Source organism: Labrys sp. ALF-8, from assembly GCF_059699065.1.
Genome location: NZ_AP048537.1, coordinates 686,392 through 712,143, shown reverse-complemented (window position 1 = coordinate 712,143; position 25,752 = coordinate 686,392). Strand labels below are relative to the sequence as shown.

The 25,752-nt window shown below is 65.2% G+C and carries 22 protein-coding genes; 9 read left to right on the top strand and 13 right to left on the bottom strand.

Features of this window, described 5'->3' with window-relative positions:
* Positions 1-32 precede the first annotated feature (32 nt).
* From AC6H34_RS03320 to AC6H34_RS03310, 3 genes are all read right to left on the bottom strand, one after another.
* Entirely contained in the window at positions 33-1,607 is a 1,575-nt protein-coding gene (locus AC6H34_RS03320; RefSeq protein WP_448146162.1) for a DHA2 family efflux MFS transporter permease subunit, read from the bottom strand.
* A 262-nt stretch (positions 1,608-1,869) separates the two neighbouring features.
* Positions 1,870-3,087: an HlyD family secretion protein gene (locus AC6H34_RS03315; protein WP_448146163.1), complete on the bottom strand. Its 1,218-nt coding sequence runs from the start codon at positions 3,085-3,087 to the stop codon at positions 1,870-1,872.
* On the bottom strand, positions 3,080-3,544 hold the full coding sequence (locus tag AC6H34_RS03310; protein WP_448146164.1) for a MarR family winged helix-turn-helix transcriptional regulator: 465 nt from the start codon (positions 3,542-3,544) through the stop codon (positions 3,080-3,082). Before AC6H34_RS03310 ends, AC6H34_RS03315 begins: the two co-directional genes overlap by 8 nt.
* Before the next feature lie 92 nt (positions 3,545-3,636).
* Here AC6H34_RS03310 and AC6H34_RS03305 point away from each other — a divergent pair, with 92 nt between their 5' ends.
* Both AC6H34_RS03305 and AC6H34_RS03300 read left to right on the top strand, forming a co-directional pair.
* Positions 3,637-4,008 carry a hypothetical protein gene (locus AC6H34_RS03305; protein ID WP_448146165.1) on the top strand — a complete coding sequence of 124 codons (372 nt, stop codon included), beginning with the start codon at positions 3,637-3,639 and terminating at the stop codon, positions 4,006-4,008.
* Between the two features lie 212 nt (positions 4,009-4,220).
* Entirely contained in the window at positions 4,221-6,860 is a 2,640-nt protein-coding gene (locus AC6H34_RS03300) for a caspase family protein (RefSeq protein ID WP_497537894.1), read from the top strand.
* A 51-nt stretch (positions 6,861-6,911) separates the two neighbouring features.
* On the opposite strand, the gene AC6H34_RS03295 is transcribed toward AC6H34_RS03300, so the two are convergent.
* From AC6H34_RS03295 to AC6H34_RS03275, 5 genes are all read right to left on the bottom strand, one after another.
* Positions 6,912-7,478: a cytochrome b gene (locus AC6H34_RS03295; protein ID WP_497537893.1), complete on the bottom strand. Its 567-nt coding sequence runs from the start codon at positions 7,476-7,478 to the stop codon at positions 6,912-6,914.
* A 122-nt stretch (positions 7,479-7,600) separates the two neighbouring features.
* A complete protein-coding gene (locus tag AC6H34_RS03290) occupies positions 7,601-8,848 on the bottom strand; it encodes a L,D-transpeptidase family protein (RefSeq protein ID WP_497537892.1) in 1,248 nt (415 codons plus the stop codon).
* Between the two features lie 305 nt (positions 8,849-9,153).
* On the bottom strand, positions 9,154-9,945 hold the full coding sequence (locus AC6H34_RS03285) for an SDR family NAD(P)-dependent oxidoreductase (protein WP_448146169.1): 792 nt from the start codon (positions 9,943-9,945) through the stop codon (positions 9,154-9,156).
* Positions 9,946-9,963: 18 nt separating this feature from the next.
* Positions 9,964-10,722, bottom strand: coding sequence for an SDR family NAD(P)-dependent oxidoreductase (locus AC6H34_RS03280; protein WP_497537891.1), 759 nt, complete (start codon positions 10,720-10,722; stop codon positions 9,964-9,966).
* A gap of 132 nt (positions 10,723-10,854) precedes the next feature.
* Positions 10,855-12,363: a xylulokinase gene (locus tag AC6H34_RS03275; RefSeq protein WP_497537890.1), complete on the bottom strand. Its 1,509-nt coding sequence runs from the start codon at positions 12,361-12,363 to the stop codon at positions 10,855-10,857.
* Between the two features lie 232 nt (positions 12,364-12,595).
* On the opposite strand from AC6H34_RS03275, the gene AC6H34_RS03270 reads away from it, so the two are divergent.
* The 5 genes from AC6H34_RS03270 (at position 12,596) to AC6H34_RS03250 (ending at position 16,963) form a co-directional block, all read left to right on the top strand.
* A complete protein-coding gene (locus AC6H34_RS03270; RefSeq protein WP_448146172.1) occupies positions 12,596-13,252 on the top strand; it encodes a bifunctional 4-hydroxy-2-oxoglutarate aldolase/2-dehydro-3-deoxy-phosphogluconate aldolase in 657 nt (218 codons plus the stop codon).
* Complete coding sequence (locus tag AC6H34_RS03265) at positions 13,249-14,202, top strand: shikimate dehydrogenase family protein (protein ID WP_497537889.1); 954 nt, start codon at positions 13,249-13,251, stop codon at positions 14,200-14,202. Before AC6H34_RS03270 ends, AC6H34_RS03265 begins: the two co-directional genes overlap by 4 nt.
* A gap of 3 nt (positions 14,203-14,205) precedes the next feature.
* Positions 14,206-15,141 (top strand): NAD(P)-dependent oxidoreductase, encoded by a 936-nt coding sequence (locus AC6H34_RS03260; protein WP_448146174.1) that lies wholly within the window; start codon positions 14,206-14,208, stop codon positions 15,139-15,141.
* A gap of 1 nt (position 15,142) precedes the next feature.
* A complete protein-coding gene (locus AC6H34_RS03255) occupies positions 15,143-15,997 on the top strand; it encodes an MBL fold metallo-hydrolase (protein ID WP_448146175.1) in 855 nt (284 codons plus the stop codon).
* Between the two features lie 69 nt (positions 15,998-16,066).
* A complete protein-coding gene (locus tag AC6H34_RS03250; RefSeq protein WP_497537888.1) occupies positions 16,067-16,963 on the top strand; it encodes an SIS domain-containing protein in 897 nt (298 codons plus the stop codon).
* A gap of 5 nt (positions 16,964-16,968) precedes the next feature.
* Here the strand turns inward: AC6H34_RS03250 and AC6H34_RS03245 are convergent, their stop codons facing one another.
* Positions 16,969-18,732, bottom strand: a complete 1,764-nt coding sequence (locus tag AC6H34_RS03245; protein ID WP_448146177.1) for a COG3904 family protein — start codon at positions 18,730-18,732, stop codon at positions 16,969-16,971.
* Between the two features lie 226 nt (positions 18,733-18,958).
* On the opposite strand from AC6H34_RS03245, the gene AC6H34_RS03240 reads away from it, so the two are divergent.
* The gene (locus AC6H34_RS03240; protein ID WP_448146178.1) at positions 18,959-20,476 is read left to right on the top strand and encodes a helicase HerA domain-containing protein; all 1,518 of its coding nucleotides are present in this window, start codon (positions 18,959-18,961) and stop codon (positions 20,474-20,476) included.
* Here AC6H34_RS03240 and AC6H34_RS03235 read toward each other — a convergent pair whose 3' ends face one another.
* Positions 20,477-21,043, bottom strand: a complete 567-nt coding sequence (locus AC6H34_RS03235; RefSeq protein ID WP_448146179.1) for a methyltransferase family protein — start codon at positions 21,041-21,043, stop codon at positions 20,477-20,479.
* 227 nt (positions 21,044-21,270) lie between these two features.
* Between AC6H34_RS03235 and AC6H34_RS03230 the strand changes: the two genes are divergently transcribed.
* Entirely contained in the window at positions 21,271-22,692 is a 1,422-nt protein-coding gene (locus tag AC6H34_RS03230) for a mannose-1-phosphate guanylyltransferase/mannose-6-phosphate isomerase (RefSeq protein WP_497539845.1), read from the top strand.
* A 119-nt stretch (positions 22,693-22,811) separates the two neighbouring features.
* Here AC6H34_RS03230 and AC6H34_RS03225 read toward each other — a convergent pair whose 3' ends face one another.
* The 3 genes from AC6H34_RS03225 to AC6H34_RS03215 all read right to left on the bottom strand — a co-directional run bounded on the left by AC6H34_RS03225 (position 22,812) and on the right by AC6H34_RS03215 (position 25,721).
* The gene (locus tag AC6H34_RS03225; protein ID WP_448146181.1) at positions 22,812-23,594 is read right to left on the bottom strand and encodes an SDR family NAD(P)-dependent oxidoreductase; all 783 of its coding nucleotides are present in this window, start codon (positions 23,592-23,594) and stop codon (positions 22,812-22,814) included.
* 183 nt (positions 23,595-23,777) lie between these two features.
* A complete protein-coding gene (locus AC6H34_RS03220) occupies positions 23,778-24,560 on the bottom strand; it encodes an SDR family NAD(P)-dependent oxidoreductase (RefSeq protein ID WP_497537887.1) in 783 nt (260 codons plus the stop codon).
* Positions 24,561-24,719: 159 nt separating this feature from the next.
* Positions 24,720-25,721 (bottom strand): ABC transporter ATP-binding protein, encoded by a 1,002-nt coding sequence (locus AC6H34_RS03215; protein WP_448146183.1) that lies wholly within the window; start codon positions 25,719-25,721, stop codon positions 24,720-24,722.
* Between the last annotated feature and the right edge of the window lie 31 nt (positions 25,722-25,752).

Below are 25,752 nucleotides of genomic sequence, written 5' to 3'. Positions count from 1 at the left end.
GCTTGGGAAAGCCTCGCCGCGGCCCTTCCCGGCTACTCCATCACCGCGCTGTGGTCCATTTTCTGGGGCTGCTGGGCCTTCCGAAGCAGGAAAACCAGGGGCATCACCGCCAGCGACATGATCATCATCAGCTTGAAGTCGTCGATGAAGCTGATGACGGTGGCCTGCTGGGTGACCATGCCGTCGATCGAGGTCAGGCCGCTCGCGCTGAAGGGATGCATGGCATGGCTGGAGGCCATCTCCCGCATTGCGGGATTGAAGGGTGTCACATAGGCGGCGATGTTGGCGTGGTTGACCTGGGTGTTTTCCGTCAGCAGGGCCGAGACCACGGAGATGCCGACGCTGGAGCCGATGTTGCGCGACAGATTGTACAGGCCGGTGCCATCCCCGCGCAGCGAGGCGCTGAGGGTTTCGAAGGTGACCGTCGTCAGCGGCACGAACAGGAAGCCGAGGCCGGAACCTTGCACGAAGCCCGTGACCACGATGCGCGTCTGCGAGACGTCCGGCGTCCAGGCCGTCATGTCGTACATGGCCCAGGCCGTGAGCCCAAGGCCGATCAGCAGCAGGATGCGGGTGTCGACCTTGCCGATCAGCCGGCCCATCAGGAACATGCAGACCATGGTGCCAACGCCGCGCGGCCCCATCACGAGGCCGGCCGTCACCACCGGGTAGCCCATGAGCGTTTGCAGGTATGGCGTCATCAGGGACATCGAGGCGAGATAGGTCACGCCGACGATGAAGATGAAGATCATGCCGACCGAGAAGTTGCGGTCAAGGAAGAGGCGCGGCTTCACGAAGGTATTCTCGCCCGTGAAGGTGTGGACGAAGAAGATGTAGAAGGAGCATGCGGCGATCAGCGCCTCGATCTGGACTTCGCCAGACGAGAACCAGTCGAGCTGCTCGCCGCGGTCGAGGAACATCTGCAGAGAGGCGATCGCGATGGAGAGCATGCCGAAGCCCAGCCAGTCGAGCTTGGCGAGCATGTTGCTCTTGGTCTCCGTGACGAAGGCCATCACGCCCAGCATGGCGGCAAGGCCGATGGGCAGGTTGATGTAGAACACCCAACGCCAGGAAATGTTGTCGGTGAGCCAGCCGCCGATGACGGGTCCGAGCACCGGGCCGACCATCACCGAGACGCCGAACAGGGCCATGGCCGAACCGCGCTCTTCCGGGGCGTAGATGTCGAGCAGGATCGATTGCGACAGGGGCACCAGCGAAGCGCCGAAGAAGCCCTGCATCAAGCGGAAGCCGACGATCTGGGGAAGCGATTGCGCCATGCCGCAGAGCATGGAGGCAATGACGAATCCGATGATCGCCGCCAGCAGCACGCGCTTGCGCCCGAAGCGGGCGGCGAGGAAGCCGGAGGGCGGTGTCATGATGGCGGCCGCGACGATGTATGAAGTCAGCACCCAGTTGATCTGGTCCGCGCTGGCGGCGACGTCGCCCTGGATATGGGGCAGGGCCACGTTGGCGATGGTGGTGTCGAGGGCCTGCATGATCACCGCGAGGATGACGCAAGCCGTGATGGCGCCGCGATTGGCGACCGGCACGAAGGCCGGTATCGCGATCGGCGCCGGGCCCCGGGCGGCGGTGGCGGACGCACTCATGGCGGGCTGTCCTTGAAAAGGCCTTTTGGAAAAGGGACTTGGTCTCGAAATGCGTCCCGGATACCGGGGCGCTGACTGATGCAATTCAGGGCGGCCGGGGAACGATCCCAGCCGTTTCCTCCCCGACATGGGAGGGATTCGAGGACGGAGGCGAACCGAATGAGCGCTTGCCCGTTCCGATGGACCTCAGTCCTCCTGCACCTTCCCCGCCGGAGTAAGGCAGATCCCGGTACAGTTGGCGGCCACAGGCTAACCGTTCAGGTCACGCCTTGGCGGGTTGGGGCTTCTTGCCCTCCCAGCGGTCGATGAGATTCTGCACGAAGTCGGGCAGACCGCGTGCATGGCCGGTATCCACGCTGACCTCGGCGCTCATGCCGACGCGCAACTGCGGCTTGTTCGTGTCGGGTTCGATCGCCACCCGCATGGGAACTCGCTGCACCACCTTCACCCAGTTGCCGGTGGTATTCTGCGCCGGCAGCAGGGAGAAGCTCGAGCTGGATGCCGGGCTGATCGTCTGCACCGTGCCCTTCCACTCGACGCCCGGATAGGTGTCGACGGTGATCGTCGCTTCCTGGCCCGGCTTGACATAGGTCAGTTCCGTCTCCTTCGGGCTGGCGTCGATCCACATGTCGGTCGTCGAAACCAGGTTGAAGGCCTGTTGGGAGGCCTGGAGATAGGCACCGGCCTGGAGGCTGTCGACATTGGTGACGATGCCGTCGAACGGCGCCTTCACGACGGTGTCGTTGAGGTCTCGCTGCGCATTGTCGACCGCCGATTTGGCCTGCAGGTAGAAGGGGTTCTGCTCGATGGGCTGGGATGCGTCGCCGCCGAGCTGGGCGAGCATCGCCTGGGCCTGCGCCTGCGCGACCAGCACCTTCTGGTTGGCCGCGTCGAGGTCGTGCCTCGCTGAGTCCAGGTTCGCCTTCGAGGCGGCGGAGCTCGACTGCAGGTCCTGCTGCCGCTTGAACTGCAGCTGGTAGAAGGGAATGTCGGCCTTGGCCTGCTCGATCTGCGCAAGAGCCAGCGTGTAGCTTGCCTGCAGCGTCACTACCTGGTTGCGCACGGTGCCGAGCTGGGCCTGCGCCCCGGCGAGGGCGATCTTGTAGGTGTCAGGCCGCAGGCGGTAGAGCAGGTCGCCTTTCTTGACCAACTGGTTGTTGTGTACGTCGATCTCGATCACCGTGCCGGCAACGTCGGTGGAGACGCCCACCATGGCAGCGCCGACATAGGCATTGTCGGTTTCCATGATCTGGCCGCCGGTGACGTAATAATAGCCGCCGGCCACCAGCGCGACCGGCAGCAGCGCGAAGAGGAACGGGCGCGTCAGCGAGCGCTTCTTCCTCGGGGCGGCAGTGGCGGCCGGCGCGGCGGGCGCAGGCTGTTGCGAGACAGGTGTATCTTCGGCCGGCTGTTCTGTGGCCGGCTTCTCGCTGGTGACGCGATTATCGATACGCGTAACATTATTACTTCCGTCAGCCATGACTCGCCTCTTTGCCATCGACCGGCAAGCGGCAGGCTTCCAGCAGATTGGACTTCATAATTGTTAAGGTGTTGAGCAATTGAACGCGCTCCTGATCCGTTATGCCGGTCAGGGCTTCTGCACGGGTTACCTCGCCGATGCCTCGGATCTTGCCGAGCAGGGGGTGGGCTTCGGGCGTCAGGAAAAGCAGCCAGATACGCCGGTCCGCCGCATGCTGGCGGCGTTCGACCAGGCCGCGTGCCTCCAGCTTGTCGAGGATGCGCACCAGCGTGATGGGCTCGATTTCCAGGATGTCGGCGAGCCCGCCCTGATGAATGCCTTCATTCTGCGACAGATAGGCGAGGGTCTGCCATTGCGAACGGGTCAGCCCCAGATCGCGCGCCCTTTGCTCGAAACGCTTGCGAAGGAGGCGGGCCACGTCATGCAGGACAAAGCCAAGGGTTGGTTGTGTGAGCATGATCAGGACAGACCGTGTTAATTATAAGGTTGCTTATGATCCATATCATCTATAACAAGGTTGCAGGTATTGCAACGACTGAAATGGCTCCGATGACCGGAATGGGCCGCTATCACGCGAGATTTGATCGGCAAGGGCTGCTCTGGGCGGCAGGCGCCGTGCTGGGGATGGCCGTCTTTGCCATTCTTGCCCCTGGCAGCGCCAGGGCAGCGCCGAGTTTCGTGAGTTGCGGCGGGGCGGCGATGCTCGGCGGCGCGCAGCTCAACTGCAGCCATCTTGCTCCCGCCAAGCCGGCGCAGCTGTGCAATTTCAGCTGGAGCCTGCTCCTGCCGAACAACGTTCCCCAGGTCGTCAGTGGTTCATTCCTGCTGCCGAAGGGGTCGAACAATGCGATCGTCTATCAGGGCAGCGGCTATGTCGGTTCCCTTGCCGCTCCCATCATCCTCTGCTCCGATCAGCATTGAGCGGAAGGCCTTTGTCGTTATTGCGGCGATGGCGTTGTGAAAAACTTCTGCGGCATGGCCGCAAAGCTGCCTTGTTTCGTTCAGCTCCTATACAAGTAAAGCGCGCTATCCCGGTGGGGAACGCGTAATGATTGGCTGGGGGCCGAGTCGGCTTCCTCGCACTTGTCGCATCGGCGTGCGGGGGAGCCCGGTAAGAAACGAGGGCCAGGATAATGATCGCAAGGTTTAGGGCTGCCTTTGGGACGTTTCTCGTTCTGATGGCGGCGATGGTGTTGCTCCTGCCGGCACAGCTTCGTGCCCAGGACGCCCAACCGCCAACACCCCAATCGCAGGAGGAAAAGCGCATCGCGCTCGTCATCGGCAATGCCGCGTACTCACAGGGTGCGCTGCCGACCACGGCCAATGATGCCGGCCTGATCGCCCAGACCTTGCAGGCCGCCGGCTTCGACGTCGTCGGTGCACGCGATCTCGACCAGGATGCCTTGCGTCACGCTTTTCGGGACTTCCTCGACAAGGCTGCGCAGTCCGGACCCGATACGGTGGCCTTCGTCTATCTCGCCGGCTATGGCGTCCAGCTCGAGGGCCAGAACTATTTCGTGCCTGTCGACGCCAAGCTGGCGTCGCCGGCCTCCGTTCCCTCGGAGGCCATTCGGATTTCCGATCTCATCCAGCCGCTGGCAGGCCTGCGGCTGAAGGCCAACATGGTGGTCCTCGACGCGGCCCGGGCCAATGACTTCGCCCGCGGCGACCAGCCACTGGCCGGCGGGCTTGCCCTGATGGATGCCAATCCGAACTCGCTCGTTGCCTTCAACGCGGCGCCCGGAACGGTAGCGCCCGAGGAGCAGGGACCCTATGGCGCCTATGCGCAGGCCCTGGCTGAGACCATGCGCGCCGGCGGGTTGCCGATCGCCGACGTATTCGACCGCGTGCGCCTGCGCGTGAACGAGCAGACCAAGGGAGCGATGCTCCCCTGGAGCGTGTCACGCATCAGCGAACCCTTCGTGTTCTTCGACCGTGGCGAGGGCGCTCCACCGCCCCAGGCGACCTATTACGAGGACAAGTCGCTGCAGTCCAAGCGCATCGCGGATTTCGACGCACACGACGCCTATGCCGCCGCCGTGGCCCGCGATACCATGCCCGCCTATCAGGATTTCATCACGGCCTATCCGCGCGATCCGATGGCCAAGCGCGTGCGCGCCATCATCGCTGCTCGCCGCGAAGCCATCACATGGCGCGAGACCTGGACCCGCGATACGCCGAATGCATACTGGTCCTATCTCCGGCGCTATCCCCGTGGCCCGCATGCCTGGGATGCCCGTCGCCGGCTCGACTACCTGTCGGCCGCGCTGGAGCCACCGCCGGCCTTCGACGTGATCGACTATGACGTCCCGCCACCGGAAGAGGACGAGATCGTCTATGTCGACCGCCCGGTCTTCATCTTCAGCGATCCCGAGTTCGACCTGCCGCCTCCACCCCCGCCGCCGGTGATCTTCCTGCCGCCGCCGCCGCGCGACTTCATCGTGCTGGCACCGCCGCCCCCGCCGCGCGATCCATACCTCCTGCCGACCCCGCCTTTCGTGGCGGTGCCGCAATGGGTGAGGCCGCCGCGCTATGTGGAGCCACCACCGCAGAATTTCATCTTCAACAACATCCACGACGCTCGCGTGATCAATGAGCAGATCAACGAGCCGCCAAGCGGCGGCGGGCTGACGACGGGCGAGAAGGCTGGCGCCGCGCTGGCCATCGGTGCCGGGGCGGCGGCTGCCGTCGCCTTGCCGACCTTCCTGCGGAACCGCGCCAATCGTCCCCCCGCTGCAGGGCAACCCGGCATCGGTGGCGCACCCATCCTGCCTGGCGCCGCCCAGCAACCCGGTCGCCAGCCACCCTTGCAGCCCCTTCCGGGACAGGCGCTTCCCGGCATGAACGGGCAACCCCTGCCGCTCAATAATGGGCGTCAGCCGCAACCCGGTGCAGTGCCTGGCCAGAAGCCCGGCCAGTTCCGGCCCGGTGTGGTTCCGGGTAACCAGAACCAGCCCGGCACTTTCCTTCCCGGGCAGCAGAACCTCCCGGGACAGGGCGTCAGGCCGGGCCCCGCTGGACAGCCCAGCCTGGGCGGCCAGCAGGAACAGGGCGTCCAGCCGGCTCAGACGGGCCAGCAGCGCCTGAAGGGAAATCTTCGCCAGCGCAAGCAGCCTGGAGTGCCACCCCTGCCGAACGGCCAGGTTCTTCCCGGTGCGCAGACGGAGCAGCCATTGCCCGGCACGTCCCCCGCCACGCCACAGCCAGGCCGCAAGCGCCTGCCAGGCCAGCAACCGGGTGTCCCCGGCGGAGCCGGTGAAGGTCAGCCCCTGCCGGGTGCCGCTCCCGCCGATCAGCTGCCGGGCCGCAAGCGCCTGCCAGGCCAGCGGACCGGAGTACCAGGGGCTCCGACGGCGCCCGGTGCTCTCCAGCCGGGCGTGCCAAACCAGCCCGGTGGACGCAAGCTGCGTCCGCAGGGGCAGCCGCAATTCCAGCCCGGCGCAGCCCAGCCGGGGGATGCGCAGCCATTGCCACGCAACAAGCGCCTGAACCAGGCGCCGTTGCAGGGTGGGCAGCCGCAGACGAACAACCCGCAGCGCTTCAACCAGCAGCAGGGCGGCCAGAAGCCCCGGATGCAGTTCCAGCCACCGGCGGGTGAGCCGGCTCCACGCCAGCAAACGCAGCCTCGGCCACAACCTCAGATGCAGATGCGGCAGGCGCCGGAGCAGCAGGTGCGGCCGCAGCCCCAGATGCGTCCCCAGCCGCAACCCCGGGCGCCCGTGGCACCGGCCGGCCGCCGGTGCGGTCGTCCCGGCCTGCCTCCCTGCGAGTAAAGCGTTCGTCACGCATGCGGGCCGCTCGGTCTTTCGAGACCGGGCGGCTTTCTATCTGTCAGGCAGCATGCGCGCGAGCACCTCGTCCCGCTTGACGAGAGAATGCCAGGCCACGGCCAGGAAATGCAGGGCGAGAACCGCTCCGATAACCCAGGCTCCGCGATCGTGCAGATATTCCCCCGACAAGGCCCTGGCCTTGTCGAGCGGCAGCAGTCGCGGCCAGGAGAACAGGCCGAACCAGGGCAGGGAATAGCCGCCGGACGCGGAGAAGAGATAACCTGTCAGCGGCATGAAGAACATCAGCGCGTAGAGCGCCGCATGGGCCAGACGCGCGGCGAAATGCGTGAGGACCGGCGGGGCGGCGCGATAGGGCGGTTCACCCGCGGCCAGCCTGTAGATCAGCCTGAACACCACCAGCACCAGCGCGGTCATGCCCAGCGATTTGTGGATGTCGAGGATCTCGCGCCGCGGCGAGGTACCGGGTTCGAGCCAGGCGGCCCAGATGCCGAGGGCGATGGCGACGAGGATGATGGCGGCCATCAGCCAGTGGAAGGCACGCTGAACGCGGTCATAGTGATGGCGAACGGGGGAAGCCGTCGGCGTGGCGGTGGGGGACATACGCGATTCTCTCGATACCCCCCGAGCGGCGGGATGCCGGCCGATCGGGGCCGAATTGCGGCGAGCCGGCGTGCCCAGGCATCCCCTGGACCCGTCATGCCGACATGCGTCCGCGGCGATCTTCAGCCGGCGTCGTCGGCGCTCACCACGGCGAGGTTCGCGTAGCCGTCCTTGTTGTAGACGTCGTCCCGGAACTGCACGAGGCCCTCGGGGGTGGCCCAGGCGGTCACGTAGGTCCAGAACACCGGCACCTTCGCCACCGGCGTCGCCGTGATGCGGGCGCCGGAGCGAATGACCTCGTCGATACGGTCGCGGGTATACTCCGTACCCTGGAGGATCCAGGCGCAGAGGTCGCGCACGTCCTGCACGCGGGCGCAGCCAGAGGAATCGAAGTGATATTCGGAGCCGAACACCGACTTCTCAGGCGTATCGTGCATGTAGACGCCATATTGGTTGGCGATGTTGATGCGCACCTGGCCGAGCGAATTGTCGAAGCCGGGATCCTGGGTGAAGCGCATGTGGGTCGCCTCGTCGGTGTTCCAGTCGATCTGGCTGGCCTGGATCTCCTGACCCTGAGGGTTGTAGATGCGGATATGATGTTCGGCGAGGTAGGTCGGGTCCTTCTGCATCAAGGGGATCAGATCCTTCTTGATGATCGAAAGCGGCACCGTCCAGAACGGGTTGAAGTTCACGTTCTGAACCAGCGTGGAGAGGATCGGCGAGGGGCGGTCCGGCTTGCCGATGACGGTGTTGTGGCGCTGCTCGACCACGCCGCTGCTCACCGCCTCCACCTCCGTCGCCGGGATGTTCATCATGATGTAGCGGCTGCCCAGATTACCCATCTCTCGCAGGCGCACGATGTTGATCTGGAGCTGTTTCACCCGCACGTCGATCGGAATGGCGAGCGCGGCGCGGGAGGTATCGCCGACCACGCCGCTCGTCTCGATGCCGTGGCGGGCCTGGAAGCGCTTCACGGCACCGTCGAGATAGGAGTCGAACACCGGGGAGCCGCCGAGGGAGGGAGCAAGGTCGCCGGAAGCGACCAGCCGGCGGCGCAGCGACACCACATCCTCGTTCCTGTCGCCGAGCTGCAGGCGCTCATTGCCGCTCACCTGCGGCCAACCGCCCCGGCCCGCGATCTCCTGATACTTTGCCAGCGCACGCTGCGTGGCCTCGATGGTGCCGGGCGAGAGCAGGGGCGAGGAACTCATAGTCGCGTCGAGGGGACTGGCGATGGAGTCGTAGCCTTCCTTCATCTCCATCTGTCCCAGGCCGAGATCGTCGGCGAAGGCGAAGCGCATCAGGGCAGCCGAGGCCACGCCACCGGCGAGGAGCGAAAGGACGTGTCGGCGGGAGAGGGGCAAAGACATGATGAGACGGCCTCTGGTGGAGATCGGAAATTCCAGTTCTGCTTTGCTTGAGGAAAAGCGCTGAAATTATGCCGGGCTACAAACCAGGAGGCGAAGTCACCGAGATTTGACAGAGCGTGACCTGTGGTGAGGAAGAAACGCAGGTGCGACGCAAAAACCGACGCGGTTGCCGGGGCGAGGTAACGCCTGCGCGGAAACCACGAGGCATCGGGGCCCCCCTCCGCAATCGGGCGAAGGGGGCGAAGCGATTCTCCAGGGAGCGGCTCAGGCCACCCCGGCGTCTGGCTCCTGTCCGTGGAGCACGCTCATACCGTCTTCAGCATGCCGCCATCGACGTAGTAGGCGGAGCCCACCGAATAGGTGGCCTTGTTCGAGCACAGGAAGACGAAGAAATTCGCCATTTCCTCAGGCGAGGAGAAGCGCTTGATCGAGGCGTTCTCGTTGGCGACGCCGTCGAGATAGCCCTGCCAGTCGCCCCCCTTGTCGGCGGTGAGCTGCTTGGCGGTCTTTATCCAGTCCGGCGTCAGCACGAGACCCGGATTGACGGTGTTGACGCGGATGTTGTCCTTGATCACTTCCTCGGCGAGCGTCTTCGAAAACATCATCAGGGCCGCCTTGGTGACGTTGTAGATCGGCTCGTACCACAGCGGCTGCAGCGCGCAGATCGAAGCGTTGTGCAGGATAACCCCGCCGCCGCGCTGGCGCATGGCGGGCACGAAGCCGCGGGCGAGACGGACCGCCGCCATGACGTGCAGGTCCCAGTAGGCCTGCCATTTTTCATCCGGCGCATCCATGATGGTCTCGTTCGAGCCGGTGCCGGCATTGTTGATCAGGATGTCGGTGCCCCCGAAAGCCGTGGCTGTCTGGTCCACCAGCTCGCGAATGCCCTCCACCGTCGCGACATCGCAGGCGACACCGATGGCGCGCACGCCGAATTCGGTCTCGATGCGCTCGGCCTCGACCGTCACGCGCTCGGCCTGCCTGGCGGCCAGCACGACATGCGCCCCCTCGGCCGCCAGCCCCTCCGCGATGGCGAGGCCGATGCCGACGCTACCGCCCGTGATGACAGCTACCTTGTCCTTCAGCCCGAGATCCATGGCTCTCTTCCCCTGGTATCAGAATCCGCCGACAACATAACCGCCATCGACCGGCAATGTCGTGGCCGTCACGAACATGGACGCGGGGGAGGCGAAGAAGACGGCGGTGCCTACGAGATCCTCGACCGTACCCCAGCGCTTGAGAGCCGACTTCGCGGCAATCTTTCCGGCTGGCACGGGATCCGTCCACAGCGGCTTGGTCATGTCGGTCTTGTGATAGCCGGGCGCGATGGCGTTCACGCGGATGCCCTCGGGGCCGAACTTGTGGGCGAGAGCGCGGGTCAGCCCCATGATGCCGGTCTTGGAGGCGCAATAGGCCGGTACGCTGTCGTCGGCGAGATAGCTGAGCATCGAGGCGACGTTGATGATTGCGCCACGCGAATTCACCAGCAGGGGATGGGCGGCCATGGCGAGGCGCATGGCGCTGTTCATGTTGACGTCGACGACCTCGAGATAGGTCTCCTCGGTCCATTCCGCGTCGGGGCGGGCGATGCCCTGGGCATTGACCAGCACGTCGAGGGCGGGCAGGGCGGCGAAGAAGGCATCGACGGCCTTCTTGTCGCGCACATCGAGCTGTTCGAAGCGGATGCCGCTGTCGGCATGCGCCGTCCTGGCAGCGGCAAGGCGGGCGCTGGTCGAGCCGGTGGCGATCACCTCGGCGCCGAGGCGCGCAAAGCCCTCCGCGATGGCGAGGCCGATACCGCTGGAACCGCCCGAGACGACCACGGTCTTGCCGGCGAAGAGGTCTGTGCGAAAGGCTGAGAGAATGTCCTGCATGGGGGTTTCCTTGGATGCCATTGTCGTTTGGCCTAGATGTGAAGGGCCGCAACTCGGGCTGTCATCCCCGTCCCGGGGACTTTGGCTGCCTTGGGGATCACAGCCATGTTCTGCTTCGATTCGACCACGGGTCTAGCCTTGCTCCAACCCGTCGAGATCGTCGTAGAGCGCCTGGGAATGACGGTAGAGCTTGTCGAACACGGGCTGCATGCGCGCATAGGTCTCTGCCCAGGCCGGGTCCGGCAGGACTTCCTGCTCGTACTGGACGAAGCGGCCGACGGCATCCTCCAGGCGCGCGAAGCGGCCGAGCGCCGTCGCCGCCATGGCCGCGCAGCCGACGATGCCGCATTCGGTTTCCCGGGGTACCAGGATCGGCACGTTATACGCGCTCGCCTTGATCTTGAGCCAAAGCTCCGTCTTGGCTCCGCCGCCCGATGCGACGACCCGTTCAAGTTTCTGTCCCGTGGAAGCTTCCATCACGCGGATATGCCGGTTCACAGCGAAGGCGACCCCTTCCAGCGTCGCGCGGTGTAGATGAGCGAGGCCGTGCTTGGCGCCGATGCCGAAGAACTGCGCCCGGGCGTTCCGATGCGCGCCGAGCCGTTCACCCGCCAGGAACGGCAGGAAGAACAGGCCCTCGGCGCCGGCAGGCGCCTCGGCCGCCTTGGCGACGATCTCCCCATAGGAGAGCGCCTTTTCATGGAAGGCCCGCCTTGCCCAGCGCATGGCGTCGCCGCCGGTCTCAAGTAGCGTGAAGGGTCCCCAGTGCCCCTCAACCGTCCGCACATTGCAGATCTCCGGATCGAGCAGGGGCTGAGGCGTGACCAGGGTGATGATGGAAGAGGTTCCCATCACATCCGACGCGGTACCGGGGCTCACCACGCCCGAGCCGAGCACGGCAACCGGATAGTCGGCGCCGCCCACCAGCACGGGTGTGCCTTCGCGCAGGCCCGTCTCGGCGGCGGCCGCGACGGTGATATGGCCGAGGACTTCGAGCGGCGAGCGGATGGGCGGAAGCTTGGAGGCATCGAGGCCGAGGCGCTCGATCATCGCTGCGGACCACTGGCCGCTTTGCGGGTTCATCAGGAAGCTGCAGGAGGCGTCGCCTTCGTCCATCGCGGCTTCGCCTGTGAGGCGGAGATTGATGTAGTCCTTCGGCATCAGCACCGTGGCGGCGGCGGCATAGGCCTCGGGATCGTTGTCGCGCAGCCAGGCGAGCTTGAAGCCTGGCCAGGCCGGTGTCGGCGGGTTGCCGCTCTCGGCGAGGTAGGAGGAGGGGGGATTGGTGCGTTCGAACTCCGCGACCAGCCCCACCGTGCGCTTGTCGTTCCACAGGGGGGCGGTTTCGCGGGTAAGCCGGCCGTTGCCGTCGACGAGAACCGTGCCGTGCATCTGCCCGCAGGCGGAGACGGCCTCTATCCTCGCCTTCGCATCCTGGCGCCTGCCGAGGACCGTGCGGATGGCCACCACGGTGCCGGCCCACCAGTCGGCCGGCCGCTGCTCCGCCCAGCCGAAAGCCGGAACGATCTGGTCATACTCGCTCGCCGCGATCTCGAGGATGGCCCCGCTGGCCGCGTCGACCAGGGCAGCGCGGGCGCTGCCGGTACCGACGTCGATGGCGAGGATGAGGTCCCTGGTCATGCAAACTCTTTTCGGCTCTTGCTCATGCGCGCATCCTCACCTTGAATGAAGGCATATTTCTGGAGTGATGCTACGCGCAGGCTAGGCAGTCAACCGGAAATTGAGGGATATTTATGCTGCGATGCAGCAATAATATTCCATATCTTGCGATATTTTTCCTTGATATGTAGCATTGCTACAAAATGGCATCGATATAGGATCGCTCTCCCGTGCGGTCCCAGGAGAAACAGGAATGGCCACCAATCCCATTGAGGCGATCGAGGCGATCGGCGTCGTACCGGTCATCGCGATCGAAAGCCCCGACCACGCCCTGCCGCTCGCCGACGCGCTGGCGCAAGGCGGGTTGCCGATCGCCGAGATCACCTTCCGCACCAAGGCGGCCGCTGAAGTGCTGGCGATCCTCAAGGATAAGCGTCCGGATTTCCTTGCCGGCGCCGGCACCGTGCTCGACCTGGAATCGGTGAAGGCCTGCAAGGACAATGGTGCCCGGTTCGCGCTCTCCCCGGGCTTCGATCCCGAGATCACGGCGGCCGCGAGGAACATCGATCTGCCCTTCGCCCCCGGCATCATGACGCCGACCGACCTGACCCTCGCGACCAGGGCCGGCTTTCGCCTGTGCAAGTTCTTCCCGGCCGGCATTGCCGGTGGCCCCAAGGCCCTGGAGGGGATCGCGGCGCCCTTCAACCACCTGGGCGTGCGCTTCATCCCCACCGGCGGCGTAAGTCTGGAGACGATGGGCGACTGGCTGAAGCATCGCTTCGTCGCTGCCGTGGGAGGGACCTGGATCGCCCGGCCCGAGGACATGCGCGAGGGCAGGTTTGCGGAGATCACGGCCAAGGCGAAGGCGGCCGTCGAACGGGCCAAGGCCATCCGCGCAGGTGAAGCATGAGCATCTACCAGCCCGCCACGGAGCCGACCCTCTATTTCATCGGCGTCACCACCACCAAGAGCTCCATCATGCGGGTGTTTCCCGCCTGGGCAAGGCATCTGGGCCTCGAGGACGCGGTGATCAAGGGCATCGACTTCCCCCTTCATGCCGATCCAGCCGCCTATCGCGAGGCAGTGGCCTTCATCAAGGCCGATCCGCTTTCGATGGGCGCCCTGGTCACGACCCACAAGATCGATCTCTACAAGGCCTGCCGCGACATGTTCGAGGAGATCGACACCTTCGCGCTGCGCATGGAGGAGACGAGCTGCATCTCCAAGAAGGACGGCAAGCTCATCTGCCACGCCAAGGACCCGATCTCCTCCGGCCTCTCACTCGACGGTTTCATCCCGAAGGGCCATTTCGAACGCACCGAGGCCGAACTGTTCTCGATCGGTGCCGGCGGCTCGACCATCGCGCTGACCTGGCACATGGGGCGCGAGGAGCGAGGCGCCGACCGGCCTTCGCGCATCATCGTGTCCAACCGCAGCCCGCACCGGCTGGAGGAGATCGCACGCATTCACAAGGAAATCGGCCTCACGGTGCCGGTAGACTATGTGCTCGCGCCAAAACCGGCGGACAACGATGCCGTTACCGCCACCCTCAAGCCGGGCTCGGTGGTGATCAATGCAACGGGTCTCGGCAAGGACGCGCCCGGTTCCCCCCTTACCGATGCGGTGGTCTTCCCCGATCGCGGCATCGTCTGGGACCTCAACTATCGGGGCGACCTCGTCTTCCTCGATCAGGCGCGCAGGCAGCAGGCCGCTCGCCATCTCCAGATCGAGGATGGCTGGACCTACTTCATCCACGGCTGGACGCAGGTGATCGCCGAGGTGTTTCATATCGATATTCCGACTTCGGGTCCCGCCTTCGACAGGCTGGGCGAGATTGCCATCGAAGCGGCAAAGGGCTGAGCGATGGAGCGCATTCTCGTTACGCCGCGCTCTCTGACGGCAACACCTCATCCGCTCATCGAGCATTTGCGCGACGAGGGGCACGAAATCGTGATGCCGGCACCCGGAAAGTCGCCGGACGAAGCCGAACTGCTCGCTCTCGTTCCGGGGGTCACCGGGTGGCTGGCCGGCGTGGAGAAGATCTCGCCGCGCGTCATCGAGGCTGCCAGCCAGCTCAAGGTGATCAGCCGAAACGGAACGGGCACGGACAATCTGCCGATCGAGGCGCTGCTTGAACGCCATATCGCCGTGCGCATCGCAGCGGGCGCGAACGCGGCCGGCGTGGCGGAACTCGCCATCGGGCTGATGTTCGCGGCCTTGCGACAGATTCCGCTTTGCGACGCCGGCATCAAGCGGGGGCAGTGGCCGCGCCGGATCGGCGCCGAGATCCGTGGCCGCACCGTCGGCGTGATCGGGTGCGGCGCCATCGGCGCGGAGGTCGCGCGCCTCGCCGCCGCACTCGGTGCGCGTATCCTGGCCTTCGACCCCATGCGCCCGAATGTGAATGTGGACGAGCGCAGCCTGCGCTGGACCGAAGTGGCCGAGATCCTGGCGGAGGCGGATATCGTCACCCTGCATTGCCCCGCGCCGGCCGATGGCAGGCCGCTGATCGGCGCCGCCGAACTCGCGACCATGCCCAGCGGCTCGATCCTCATCAATACGGCGCGCGCCGTGCTGGTCGACGAGGCGGCCATCCTCGCTGCGCTCGATGCGGGCGGACTCGGCTGCTATGCAACCGACGTCTTCGACGACGAACCGCCCACCAGCCTTGCACTGGCCGGTCATCCCAAGGTGATCGCCACGAGCCATGTCGGCGGCTTCACGCAGGAAAGCGTCAACCGCGCCACGGAGGTGGCCGTCGCCAATCTGATGGACGCCCTGAGCAGAGGGGAGGGCTGACATGGCCTTTGCGGCGCTGCGATTCTCGGGAACGCTTGCACGCAGGCTTGCCGCCGGGCGCCCGGAGCGCGGTGCTTCGCTCTACTGGCTGGGGCAGGCGGGTTTTCTGATCGATACCGGCCGCATCCGCCTGCTCGTGGATCCCTACCTGTCCGATTCGCTGGCGGAGAAATATCGTCATCGCGGCTTCTCGCATGAGCGCATGATGCCGCCGCCGATCGAGATCGCCGATCTGCCGCCGATCGATTTCATATTCTGCACGCATTTCCATACCGATCACATGGACGGTGCGACCCTGGCGCCCATCGCCGAACGATTTCCCGCCATGCGCATCGTGGTGCCGAAAGCCTCCGTCGGCGTAGCGCGGGAGAAGACCGGCCTCGGGCCGGACAGCTTCATCGGCATCGATGCCGACGAGACCCTGGCCTTGGGGATGGAAGACGAAGTCACGGCCGTGCGCGCGGCGCATGAGGAACTCAAGCGGGACGAGGACGGCCACCATCTCTTCCTCGGCTATGGTTTCGATCTGGCCGGGGTGCGCGTCTTCCATTCGGGCGATACGATCCCCTTCGAGGGACAGCGGTCGGAGATCGAGGCGTTGAGACCGGACATCGCCCTTTTCCCGGTGAATGGCCGTTCGGAGGCGTTGCGGTCGGCTGGCATCGCCGGCAACTTCACGCTGGACGAGGCTGTGTCGGTTGCTTCCGCCTGCGCCATCCCCGTTGTCCTGGCGCATCACTACGGCATGTTCGCGTTCAACACGATCGCACCCGAGCGCATCGACGCCAAGGCGACGGCGCTGACGGGACCGACGAGACTGCTTCGGGCGCGCGAAGGAATCGAGTATAGGTTGTAAAACCTGCCTTACGTTGTTGAACCAGTTCTTCCGCCATAGGTGAGGGACATAATATCGGGGAATCAAGCCATGGCCCTGCCTGATCCTGTTGCGTCACCCCAGCCTGCTCCACGGGCCACCATCCAGAATGTGCTGGAAGTGGTTCGCCTGATGCTTGGCGAATTGCGCAAGTCGGATCGCAAGGTTGCCGATCTCATCCTGGCCGATCCCCATCGCATCCTCAACGCCACCGTGGCGGAGACGGCGCTTGCCGCCGGCGTCAGCGAGCCGACGGTCATCCGTTTCTGCACCGCCATCGGCTGCAACGGTTTCCAGGATTTCAAGCTCAGGCTGGCCCAGAGCCTTGCTCTCGGCACGCCTGCCACGCATTCGGTGCTGCTCGATACCGATCCGCCGGAGGCCGTGGTCGAGAAGATCTTCGACTATACGATCACCAGCCTCGACTGGGCGCGCCATCATCTCGACAAGGAGGCGCTGAAGCAGGCGATCAACATCCTCGAGCAAGCCAACTACATCGAATTCTTCGGTTTCGGCGCGTCAGGCATCGTGGCGCGCGACGCCCAGCAGAAGTTCCCGCTTTTCGGGGTGCCGTGCGGAGCCCAGCTCGACTCGCACCAGCAGATCATGGTGGCATCGATGATGAAGCCGGGAGACGTGGCTGTCGTCATCTCGAACACCGGCCGGACCCGGTCCATCATCGATGTCGCCCGCACGGCCAAGGACAACGGTGCCAAGGTGATCGGCATCACCGGCTTCGAGACCTCGCTCCCCACCCATTGCGATGTCACCCTGCTGGTGGAGACCCTCGACAACACCAACATCTACACGCCGACCATATCGCGCATCGCCGCGCTGGTTGTGATCGACGTGCTGTCCACGGCCGTCGCGCTACGCCGCGACGAAGCCCATGTGCGGCGCTTCCAGCGCATGAAAAGACGCCTCACGGAATATCGCACGGGCGAGTAGGGCCGTCAGGCCTTGTGCCTCACCGCGACCACGAGGTTGGGCACGAAATGGCAGGGCAGGGCGGCGTCCTGATGCCGGGTGACGATGGTGACGAGGTCGCCCGGCTGCACATTCAGGCCATGCGGTGCGATGGCCGTGCCCGGTTCCGGGATGCCGTCGCTGTAGACCCAGATGCCCAAGCGCTGGTAGCCGAAATATTTCGGGCTGGCCTGTACATGGGTCGTCTCCTCCACCCTCTGCAGCATCATCGATCCAGCCGCCGGTGACATCACGACGCGAACCTCTCCCGAGAGGCGCCGGCCCGCGGCAGGCACCGTGCGGATGGATGCGCTGCAGGCGGCTGCGGGCTTCCTCGCCGGCTGGGCGGGAGCGGGCGTCTTGCCAGCCGGCTTGGCAGCGGCCGTTCCGGCCTTCGGCGGTTTGGCAGCGGGAAGCGAGGCTGGGCGGATCGCCGCGAGCCTGGTGGAGGAAGGGGATGGCGCGGCAGGAGGCGGAGACTGTGTTGTCAGCGAGGGTTGGGATGTCTGGAGCACCCCAGCCGGAGGTGCGGCAAAGACGGGGGCGGCATCGCTGTCGGCAGGCGCCGGGAGCGCGAGGAGCGAGCCGGCCGGCACGTGGGCCGCCTGGGTCTGCACCGCGCGAACATCCAGGGGTCCCGGGGGAGTTGGCACGGCCGGCGAGGAAGCAACCATCGGCGGTGGGGTCTGCACGGGTTGGACAGGAGCGACCGTCTGTACTAGCGGTGCAGGCGGGGCTGGTGTCGTCGGGGCGGGAACCGGCGGGACGCCGGAGACCGGCGACTGTGCTCCAGGATGATCGATGGCGCCGATATAGTCCTCGCTTGCCAGTGTCTCCGTGGCAAGTCCGGTGTCGCCGAGTTCCTGCGCCGTCAGCCAATGCATCTGCTCGGGCGTGGCCAGGTGCATCAGGTCTACGATGCTCTCCTTGATGCCCATTTCCCTGAAATAGGTCTGGAGGATCTTGTATTGGCCGGGGCTCGCCGGTTCCGGCCAGCTGGGGCTGTCGATGACTTTCGTTCGGTACCCGGTGTATTGTCCGAAGGGATTGCGCACGGGGATCCTCTCTACCGTGTGCCAGAAGCGCATCACCAACATGTCGTGCACACCCACCAGGGAAGAGTGCGGCACGATACGGCGCATTCCCCCGGCCAGGATGTTGGCGCAGGCCGAGGCACAGAAGGACGTGAAACTCATCACGCTCCCCTTCCGCCCGAGGAGTTCATCGTCGCTGCAGGCCTTGTCTTCCGTGCGGCATGGCACAAGCGTGCTGCGGCCGACGACGACGTCGAGACCCTTGGCGCGGATCATTCGGCCGATGGACAGCGAAGCCTGAACCTGGCCGCCCGACGACGATATGAGGATCGGCAGCTTGCGGCTTCCCATCGCGGCCAGGGCCTTGCGGAACAGCGGCGCCGTGTCTGCCTGTATCCGCCCTTCGGCTGAAATCCACTCCGCGCAATGATCGGCGCAACCCGTTGCGTTGCTCCGGACGATTATGACCTTCATGGGCCCGGTATTCTGCGGCGGTGGCCGGAGGGAAAAAACGGGTGACGCCCGCACATCGGGAAACCCAGGCAGAGTCGGGCCGGGCTTGGCGGGCAGGAACAGGGGAGTGGGAGTATAGCCGGGCGGATGAAAGTAGCTTGGTGGCACGGGATTGGCCGGCGCCCACCCCGGAGCTGCACCATCGGCCAGGGCAGGCATGACAGTCGCGGCCAGCAGGCCGAGGCCAAGCAAGAGGGTCTTCATCGCGCACACGATTTCACAAGAAGCCCGCCCGCGGGCATCCTCTCGCCTGGGAAGCCGAAGCGCAAGCCCGCGCACTCACTCGGAATGGACTTGGCTGCGCTGTGTTGCGGGAATGGCACGCAGCCCGCTTGCGCATGTGGAAATCCGCTGCTCCGAAGCCCCGGGGGTTGTTGGCGAGGCCGCTTGGATTGTATGGCTGGAGGCGGAACCGGAATCACAGCTTGAGATGAAGATCGAAATCGACATGGGCACCGCCTCCGCGCCGGGCGGTGCGCCCGCAATGCTCGATATCGAGGAATTGCTGGCAACGCGCCTCCTGGTGCAGGGCAATTCCGGATCCGGCAAGTCGCATCTCCTGCGGCGGCTGCTCGAACAGAGTGCGCCGCATGTGCAGCAGGTGATCATCGACCCCGAGGGCGAATTCGCCAGTCTCTCCGACCGCTACGGCCATGTCGTCATCGACGGCGAGCGCAGCCTTGCCGAACTCGAGCACATCGCTCAGCGCGTGCGCCAGCATCGCGTCTCCGCGGTGCTGGTTCTGGAGAGCCTCGACGCCGAAATGCAGATGAAGGCCGCAGCAGCCTTCCTCAACGCCCTCTTCGATGCCGAGCGAGACCACTGGTTCCCGATGCTGGTGGTGGTGGACGAGGCACAGCTCTTCGCCCCCGCCGCCTCGGGCGATGTCGCGGAGGATGCGCGCAAGGTCTCCCTCGGGGCGATGACGAACCTGATGTGTCGAGGGCGCAAGCGCGGGCTTGCCGGCATCATCGCGACACAACGCCTTGCCAAGCTGGCCAAGAACGTCGCGGCCGAAGCCTCCAACTTCCTGATGGGAAGGACTTTCCTGGATATCGACATGGCACGCGCCGCCGATCTTCTCGGCCTGGACCGGCGCCAGGCGGAGACTTTTCGTGAGCTGCAGCGCGGCCAGTTCGTTGCGCTTGGCCCTGCCTTGTCACGCCGTCCCCTGCCGATCAAGGTGGGGCCTGTTGAAACGCGCCCACGCGTGGCGACGCCGAAGCTGACGCCGCTGCCGGAAGCAGGGGAGGCGGCCCGCGACCTCATCCTGGCCCCCGTGCCCGTCGCGGCGCCCCGGCCGCGTCCCGAGCGCCGTGCCGCGACACCGGTCCCGATGTCCACGACAGAGATCCTGGAGCAGCTCGTGCGCGAAAGACCCGCGGAGAACGCGGGGGAAGAGGCCGTGCCGGCCATGCCGCCGGAGGAGTTGCAGCGCGCCTTCGCCCGTATTGCCTTTGCAATCCTGCAGGAACCGGATGCGACATTCCGCACCGAAGCGGTGCTGTACCAGGATTTCATCGTGCGTTGCCGGATCGAGCGTCTGGGCGGTACGCCGCCGGCGATGGCGCAGTTCAAGTTCCTGCTGAATGCCGCTCGCACGGGACTGGATCCGGATGCGGTGGATGCCGGGGAGTGGCAGCGGGCCCTTGACCAGGCTCGCCTCGTGCCTGCGGATCTTCAGGCGGTCTTCCTCATTCTTGCCGGGGCCGCGATGACGGGACAGGCCTGTCCGGCTGATGCCGAGATTGCCCGGCGTTGCGGCAGCCATTCCGGCGGGCGTGCCCGCAGCCAGATCCGCCATCTGCAGAATGCAGACTTCGTGATGACGCGGGTCGATATGCGTGGAGCGCGCATTGCGGTCATCCCCGATTTCGGGTGGGAGACCGCGCCGGGCGATCCCAACGGGCCCGCGCAGGACAATGACGGCCTTGCCGCGGCCGAGTGATCAGTTTCGCCAGAACGGCACCAGCATCGGTACTCGCCGGGCATAGGCGTCATAGGTTTGCGTGCCGAGGTCTGCGCGCAGCACGTTTTCCTCGAGCTTCGCCTTCATCACGATGCCGGCGAGGATGATTGCCACGCCGGCGAAACCGAGAACCGTCCCCTTGATCAGCGCCGTCGCCAGCAAGGCCAGGAGCAGGCCGCTATAGATGGGATGGCGGACGAGGGCGTAGGGGCCGGTATCGATGATGTGATGGTCCGCCTTGATGGTGACCGAACCGGACCACAGCGTTCCCAGATGCAGGCGGGCCCACCAGCAGAAGGCAAAGCCCGCCAAGGCGGCGAATACGCAGAGCCAGGCCTCCGCGGGTGTTGGCCACCAAAGGTGCAGCGCCCAACTGGTGCGGGCGGGTATTGCGAGAACGGCGCCGCCAGCGAGCATCAGCAGACGGTAGAGCAGGACCTGCCTGCCGCCCGCAACCCTGCGGGCCGTGCTCGACCAGCGTGCCGCGACGATCCAGGAAACCGCCCAGGCCAGCCAGAGGCCGATGAGAATCAGACCCGGATGCATGTCTTGTTTCCCTGCCGTTTGGCAGCAGGCATTGACCGCCTTCGTGGCGGAATTTCGAGCATTCCGTTAGGGGATGTAGCCGGAAGCATTAGCAATCGTCATGTTGGAATCCCAATAGGGGAGTATGGTAGTCTAAAGCGGGCCTGAAAATCGCATGCCGGTAGCGGTATAAGTGTGGCATAGCAAAGCTTCAACGGCTCTTCCTCCTTCCCAAACACGAGTGGATGATGTCTTCCCTGATCGTTCCCCTGATTGTCTGCGGTGGTTCCGGCACTCGGCTCTGGCCCGCTTCGCGCGCCAGCCGCCCGAAACAGTTCCTGCCGCTCTTCGGTGATCTCTCCACTTTCCAGGAGACCGTGCGCCGCGTCAGCGACGCCGGCCTGTTTGGCAGGCCAGTGATCGTCACCAACCAGGATCATCGCTTCCTGGTGGCGGACCAGTTGCTCTCCATCGGTGTCGAGGCGGACATCCTGCTCGAGCCGGAGGCCCGCGATTCCGGCCCGGCCATCGCAGCTGGCGCGGCTTTCATCGCCGATCGCTACGGTGCCGATACGCCCGTGCTTTCGCTCGCGGCCGACCATCGGGTCCGTGACGTCGAAGGCTTCAGGGTGGCTTGTGTTGCAGCGCGCAACGGCGCCGAGCTGAACGCCATCGTGACCTTCGGCGTGGTGCCGGACCATCCGGCCACCGGCTATGGTTATATCGAGGTGGGCGAGGCTCTCACCGAGGGTGTGCAGCAGGTCCAGCGCTTCATCGAGAAGCCCGATGCCGAAACGGCTTCGCGCTATGTCCGCGAAGGCTATCTGTGGAACTCCGGCAATTTCATGTTCCTGGCCGGGAAGTTCCTTTCCGAATACGCCGTACGCGAACCGCGTACCGTCGAGGCCGTGAAGGAGGCCGTTTCCAAGGCGCAGGTCGATCTTGGGTTTGTGCGTATCGATGCCGCTGCCTTCTCGCGCGCCGACAAGCGCTCGGTGGACTATGCGGTGATGGAGAAGACGAAGGTCGCAGCCGTGGTGCCCGCCAGCTTCGACTGGTCGGACGTGGGCTCCTGGAGCGCCGTGCGCGAACTGACCGCCCAGGACGAGGCCGGAAACGCCAGGCTGGGCGACGGCGTCTTCGTCAACGCCCGCAACAACCTGGTTTCGACCGAGCGTCCGGTGGTCTGCGTCGTCGGCCTCGACGATTTGGCCGTGATCGCAACGGGCGATGCCGTTCTGGTGGCCCGGCGCGACGACTCCGTCGGTATCAAGGCGCTGGTCGAGAAGCTCAAGCACAGCCACCGCAACCTCACGCAGGAGCATCTCCAGTCGTTCCGGCCCTGGGGATCCTACAAGTCGCTGGATCTCGGCTCGAGGCACCAGGTCAAGCGCATCATGGTGAAGCCCGGCGGCCAGCTCTCGCTGCAGAAGCATCACCACCGGTCCGAGCACTGGATCATAGTGCGCGGTGCTGCCAACGTGACGATCAACGGCAATGTGAAGACGCTGCACGAGAACGAGTCGATCTACATCCCGCTCGGTGCCACCCACCGCCTGGAGAACCCCGGCAAGATCGACCTCGAACTGATCGAGGTGCAGACCGGCAGCTATTTCGGCGAGGACGACATCATCCGCATCGAGGACGTCTACAACCGCGCGGCGTCCTGACGAAGCGATCGCAGGCAGGCGCTCCCGGCGGCGGTCTGCTCATGATATGAAGACGAATGGCGGTCGGTGACCGCCATTCTGCGTTTCGGCGCCGGCCCGGTCTGCCGGAGACAGGCGTCTTACCAGCAGGTGTAGCCGCCGTCCGCCACCACGATCGAGCCGGTCAGGAGACTGGCGGCATCGGAGGCGAGGAACTGCACGGTGGAGGCGATCTCGTCGACCTCGCCCATGCGGCCCATCGGCGTCATGTCGAGCCAGGTCTTGAACATTTCCGCATTGTTCGGGTCCTTCGCGGCGAAAGCCGTCAGCGGCGTGTTGATGTAGGTCGGCGCCACGGCGTTCACGCGCACGCCGCGCGGGGCCCATTCGGCGGCGAGCGACTTGGTGAGATGGTGCACGGCCGCCTTGGAGGCGTTGTAGTAGGACTGCTCCTGCGGCTTGTTGACGATGAAGCCGGACATCGAGCCGATATTGACGATCGAACCCTTCCCGGCCGCCAGCATGTGCTTGCCGAAGGCGCGGCAGCACCAGAACACGCCGTTGAGGTTGACGTCGATCACGTTGAGCCAGTGCTCGTCCGCGACCGTCTCGGCCGGCGTCATCGAACGGGCGATACCGGCATTGTTAACGAGGATCTCGATGGTGCGGCCCTGGCTGGCGAGATCGTCGGCGACCTGCGTGACCTGCTCGGGCTTGGTGACGTCCATCTGCACGATTTCGGTGGTGTAGCCCTTGGCGGCGAGGGCAGCCTGGCCTTCTTCCGCGACTTTCATGTCGAAATCGGCGATCACCACCTTGGCTCCGAATTCGACCAGGGCTTCGGCGCAGGCAAGGCCGATGCCGCGCCCGCCGCCGGTGACGAGTGCATGGCGGCCGGTGAGGTCGAGCTTGTTCTTGTACATCGTGGACATCCTCTCGTGCGTTTCATCCCCGAACGGGTCGGGGAGGCGCAGTCGGGCTGTTCTTGGGGTCGATGCGCCGGGCGCGAAATCTAAAGCCCGTCGGCGATTCGTCGTAGCCCGTCCGCGGGAATTTGTTGGAAATCAGCACAAATCGGAAATGGCGATTTCGCAAGCCACGCGACGTCACCAGCAGGTGTAGCCGCCGTCCGCCACCACGATCGAGCCGGTCAGGAGACTGGCGGCATCGGAGGCGAGGAAATGCACGGTGGAGGCGATTTCGTCGACTTCGCCCATGCGGCCCATCGGCGTCATGTCGAGCCAGGTCTTGAACATTTCCGCATTGTTCGGGTCCTTCGCGGCGAAAGCCGTCAGCGGCGTGTTGATGTAGGTCGGCGCCACGGCGTTCACGCGCACGCCGCGCGGGGCCCATTCGGCGGCGAGCGACTTGGTGAGATGGTGCACGGCCGCCTTGGAGGCGTTGTAGTAGGACTGCTCCTGCGGCTTGTTGACGATGAAGCCGGACATCGAGCCGATATTGACGATCGAACCCTTCCCGGCCGCAAGCATGTGCTTGCCGAAAGCGCGGCAGCACCAGAACACGCCGTTGAGATTGACGTCGATCACGTTGAGCCAGTGCTCGTCCGCGACCGTCTCGGCCGGCGTCATCGAGCGCGCGATGCCGGCATTGTTGACGAGGATCTCGATGCCCCGCCCGTCGGCGGCAAGGTCGTCGGCAAGCGCGGTGACCTGGTCCGGCTTGGTGACGTCCATCTTCACGATGGTCGTCTCGTAGCCCTTGGTGCGCAGCTCCGCCTGTGCATCCTGCGCGACCTTCATGTCGAAATCGGCGATCACCACCCGGGCACCCGCTTCCGCGAGAGCCTCCACGCAGGCGAGCCCGATGCCACGGCCGCCGCCGGTGACCAGCGCATGACGGCCGGTCAGCAAATATTTCTGCATGTACATCGACGTGAGCCTTTCAAGAACAGCGGGACATGGCGGCGTGAAGGCGGGCGCCGAGCGCCGGCCGAATGTCCAGGCGAGAGGAGAGGGCGACGACCGATCCCGCATCCCGTTCGCCAGTGCTGAGACGAAGCGAGGCGGGACAGGCCCGCCTCGTATCCGTCATCGAACGGCTAGTCCCTTGTCATCGAAACGATGCAGGCGATCGACCTGCGGCGTCAGATATATCGTGTCGCCTGTGCCCAGGCTGAACTCGCCCGGGGCACGGGCGGTGACGCGCGTGCCATCATCGAGGTCGATGTGGAAGAAGGTATCCGAGCCCAGGTGCTCCGAGATCGTGATCGTCCCCTTCCACTGCCCTTCCGTTGCCGAGAGGTTGAGATGTTCGGGGCGGATGCCGATAGTGGTGGCGTTGTAGTTCGATGCCGCGCCGTTCTTCAGGAAGTTCATCTTGGGCGAGCCGATGAAGCCTGCCACGAAGAGATTGCGCGGCTTGTTGTAGAGCTCGAGCGGGGAGCCGACCTGCTCGACGTTGCCGGCGTTGAGAACCACGATCTTGTCGGCCATGGTCATGGCTTCGACCTGGTCGTGCGTCACGTAGATCATCGTGGTCTTCAGGTCCTGGTGGAGCTGCGTGATCTCGATGCGCATGTTGACGCGTAGCGCGGCGTCGAGGTTCGACAAGGGCTCGTCGAACAGGAAGGCCTTGGGATTGCGCACGATGGCGCGGCCGATGGCGACACGCTGGCGCTGTCCGCCCGAAAGCTGGCGCGGCTTGCGGTCGAGGTAGTTGGTGAGGTTCAGCGAGGCGGCCGCCTTGGCCACCTTCTGCTCGATCACATCCCTCGACTCACCCGCCATCTTGAGGGCGAAGGCGATGTTGTTGCGCACGCTCATATGCGGGTAGAGCGCATAGGACTGGAACACCATGGCAAGGCCCCGCTTGGCGGGCGGGGCATTGGCCATGTCGACGCCGTCGATCTTGATCTCGCCGGCGGTGACGTCCTCCAGGCCCGCGATCAGACGCAGCAGCGTCGACTTGCCGCAACCCGACGGGCCGACGAAGACCACGAATTCGCCGTCCTCGATGTCGAGGTCGAGATTCGGAATAATGACGACTTCGCCGAAGGCCTTGCGCACATTACGAAGATTGAACTGCCCCATTTTACGCAACTCCCCAATCAATAGTGTTGTT

Bases quoted from the DNA above. Each gene is read 5' to 3' on its own strand.
- AC6H34_RS03245 (WP_448146177.1), bottom strand. From the start codon at position 18,732: ATGAAGACCCTCTTGCTTGGCCTCGGCCTGCTGGCCGCGACTGTCATG.
- AC6H34_RS03235 (WP_448146179.1), bottom strand. From the start codon at position 21,043: ATGCATCCGGGTCTGATTCTCATCGGCCTCTGGCTGGCCTGGGCGGTT.
- AC6H34_RS03230 (WP_497539845.1), top strand. From the start codon at position 21,271: ATGTCTTCCCTGATCGTTCCCCTGATTGTCTGCGGTGGTTCCGGCACT.
- AC6H34_RS03295 (WP_497537893.1), bottom strand. From the start codon at position 7,478: ATGTCCCCCACCGCCACGCCGACGGCTTCCCCCGTTCGCCATCACTAT.
- AC6H34_RS03255 (WP_448146175.1), top strand. From the start codon at position 15,143: ATGGCCTTTGCGGCGCTGCGATTCTCGGGAACGCTTGCACGCAGGCTT.
- AC6H34_RS03215 (WP_448146183.1), bottom strand. From the start codon at position 25,721: ATGGGGCAGTTCAATCTTCGTAATGTGCGCAAGGCCTTCGGCGAAGTC.
- AC6H34_RS03220 (WP_497537887.1), bottom strand. From the start codon at position 24,560: ATGTACATGCAGAAATATTTGCTGACCGGCCGTCATGCGCTGGTCACC.
- AC6H34_RS03300 (WP_497537894.1), top strand. From the start codon at position 4,221: ATGATCGCAAGGTTTAGGGCTGCCTTTGGGACGTTTCTCGTTCTGATG.
- AC6H34_RS03240 (WP_448146178.1), top strand. From the start codon at position 18,959: ATGAAGATCGAAATCGACATGGGCACCGCCTCCGCGCCGGGCGGTGCG.
- AC6H34_RS03285 (WP_448146169.1), bottom strand. From the start codon at position 9,945: ATGGATCTCGGGCTGAAGGACAAGGTAGCTGTCATCACGGGCGGTAGC.
- AC6H34_RS03265 (WP_497537889.1), top strand. From the start codon at position 13,249: ATGAGCATCTACCAGCCCGCCACGGAGCCGACCCTCTATTTCATCGGC.
- AC6H34_RS03250 (WP_497537888.1), top strand. From the start codon at position 16,067: ATGGCCCTGCCTGATCCTGTTGCGTCACCCCAGCCTGCTCCACGGGCC.
- AC6H34_RS03305 (WP_448146165.1), top strand. From the start codon at position 3,637: ATGACCGGAATGGGCCGCTATCACGCGAGATTTGATCGGCAAGGGCTG.
- AC6H34_RS03275 (WP_497537890.1), bottom strand. From the start codon at position 12,363: ATGACCAGGGACCTCATCCTCGCCATCGACGTCGGTACCGGCAGCGCC.
- AC6H34_RS03280 (WP_497537891.1), bottom strand. From the start codon at position 10,722: ATGCAGGACATTCTCTCAGCCTTTCGCACAGACCTCTTCGCCGGCAAG.
- AC6H34_RS03310 (WP_448146164.1), bottom strand. From the start codon at position 3,544: ATGCTCACACAACCAACCCTTGGCTTTGTCCTGCATGACGTGGCCCGC.
- AC6H34_RS03225 (WP_448146181.1), bottom strand. From the start codon at position 23,594: ATGTACAAGAACAAGCTCGACCTCACCGGCCGCCATGCACTCGTCACC.
- AC6H34_RS03260 (WP_448146174.1), top strand. From the start codon at position 14,206: ATGGAGCGCATTCTCGTTACGCCGCGCTCTCTGACGGCAACACCTCAT.
- AC6H34_RS03315 (WP_448146163.1), bottom strand. From the start codon at position 3,087: ATGGCTGACGGAAGTAATAATGTTACGCGTATCGATAATCGCGTCACC.
- AC6H34_RS03290 (WP_497537892.1), bottom strand. From the start codon at position 8,848: ATGTCTTTGCCCCTCTCCCGCCGACACGTCCTTTCGCTCCTCGCCGGT.
- AC6H34_RS03320 (WP_448146162.1), bottom strand. From the start codon at position 1,607: ATGAGTGCGTCCGCCACCGCCGCCCGGGGCCCGGCGCCGATCGCGATA.
- AC6H34_RS03270 (WP_448146172.1), top strand. From the start codon at position 12,596: ATGGCCACCAATCCCATTGAGGCGATCGAGGCGATCGGCGTCGTACCG.